This is a genomic window from Floccifex sp., from assembly GCF_051873495.1.
GTDB lineage: Bacteria > Bacillota_I > Bacilli_A > Erysipelotrichales > Erysipelotrichaceae > Floccifex.
The window spans coordinates 1-1,835 of the sequence record NZ_JBJEEX010000073.1; the positions used below are offsets into that span (position 1 = coordinate 1).

General features: G+C 33.4%; 1 protein-coding gene. It reads left to right on the plus strand.

The window, feature by feature from the left end; all coding sequences use genetic code 11:
• The first annotated feature begins 162 nt into the window (after window positions 1-162).
• Window positions 163-1,767, plus strand: a complete 1,605-nt coding sequence (locus ACI313_RS04545) for a CTP synthase (RefSeq protein WP_320608571.1) — start codon at window positions 163-165, stop codon at window positions 1,765-1,767.
• The last annotated feature ends 68 nt before the right edge of the window (window positions 1,768-1,835 follow it).

Genomic DNA, 1,835 nt, shown 5'->3' on the forward strand with positions numbered 1-1,835 from the left:
GCTTCGATTGGTGTTTTTTATCAACATTGGTGTATTAATTTTCTAATGTATTATAATCAGACTATTTATATAATAATGTCAAATTAAAAATATTAAAAAAAAGATTGACGAACTAAACCCTATAAGAATATAATCTTGAATCAGAAAAAAAGGAGAATCGATATGGCTAAATACATATTTGTGACTGGTGGAGTCGTATCTGGTCTTGGTAAAGGAATCAGTGCAGCCAGTCTAGGACGATTACTTAAATCTAGAGGTTATAAAGTAACCTCACAAAAATTGGATCCATACATTAACGTGGACCCAGGAACAATGTCCCCTTTTCAACACGGTGAAGTATTTGTTACCGATGATGGACTTGAAGCCGATTTAGACTTAGGTCATTATGAACGTTTTATTGATGAAAATTTACATCAATATTCCAATTTAACAACCGGAAAAGTATATTGGAATGTTATCAACAAAGAACGTGAAGGAAAATACCTTGGACAAACTGTACAAGTTATCCCTCATATTACCGATGAAATCAAAAACTTTGTGATTCAAGCAGGTAAACATGCACAGGCTGACTTTGTAATCACTGAAATAGGAGGAACAACAGGCGATATTGAAAGTTTACCTTTCCTTGAATCTATTCGCCAAGTTGCCTTAGAAGTAGGAAGAAACAACTGTATTTTTATCCATGTAACGTATGTTCCATATATTTCTGGAAGTAAAGAATACAAATCAAAACCAACTCAACACTCAGTTAAAGAATTACAATCATATGGAATCAACCCGGACATTATTGTATGTCGATGTGATGAACAAATTCCAGAATCTGTTTTAGATAAAATCAGTTTATTCTGTAATGTTGAAAAAAGATGCGTTATTCAAAATACAACCCTTGATTCATTGTACAAAGTACCTTTAATGTTAGAAGATCAACACCTAGCAGATATTATTTGTGAAAAAACAAATTCTGAAGTTCGTGTTCCTGACTTAACAGAATGGTATCAAGTCATCGAACGTATTGAAAATGTATCTGGTAAAGTAACAATTGCTTTAGTTGGAAAATACGTAAGTCTTCATGACGCGTATTTAAGTGTCTCTGAAGCTTTGACGCATGCTGGATTCACATGTGGAGTCGATGTAGATATTAAATGGATTGATTCTGAAAACATTGAAAACCAAGATTTTGACGAAATATTCAAGGACGTTGATGGTATCATTCTTCCAGGTGGATTTGGAAACCGTGGTATTGAAGGAATGATTCAAGTTGCCACATATGCATACAATAAGAAAATTCCTTATTTAGGTATTTGTCTTGGAATGCAGATTGCAGCTATTTCATTTGCTCGTAACGTATTAGGATATACAGACGCCAATAGTTATGAATTTGATGCACAAAGTCAACACACAATCATTGATTTCATGGAAGATCAAAAAGGTGAAGTAAGAAAAGGTGGAACAATGCGTTTAGGTGCTTATCCTTGTTCAGTTGTTCCAAATACCAAGCTACACGCATTGTACAAACAAGAAATGATTGAAGAACGTCATAGACATCGTTATGAATTCAATAATATTTATCGTTCTGAATTTGAACAAAATGGCATGCTTATTTCAGGAACTAGTCCTGATAAACAATTAGTTGAAGCAATTGAAGCTATTGATCATCCTTTCTTTGTTGGAGTACAGTATCACCCTGAATTCAAATCAAGACCAAATCGTGCGCATCCACTATTTATCGGATTAATTGAGTCTAGTATTAAAAATAAAAATAAGTAGATTGTAAAATCTACTTTCAGTTTGTTGACAAACCCCTCGTTTTATTTTATTCGAGGGGTTATATTTTG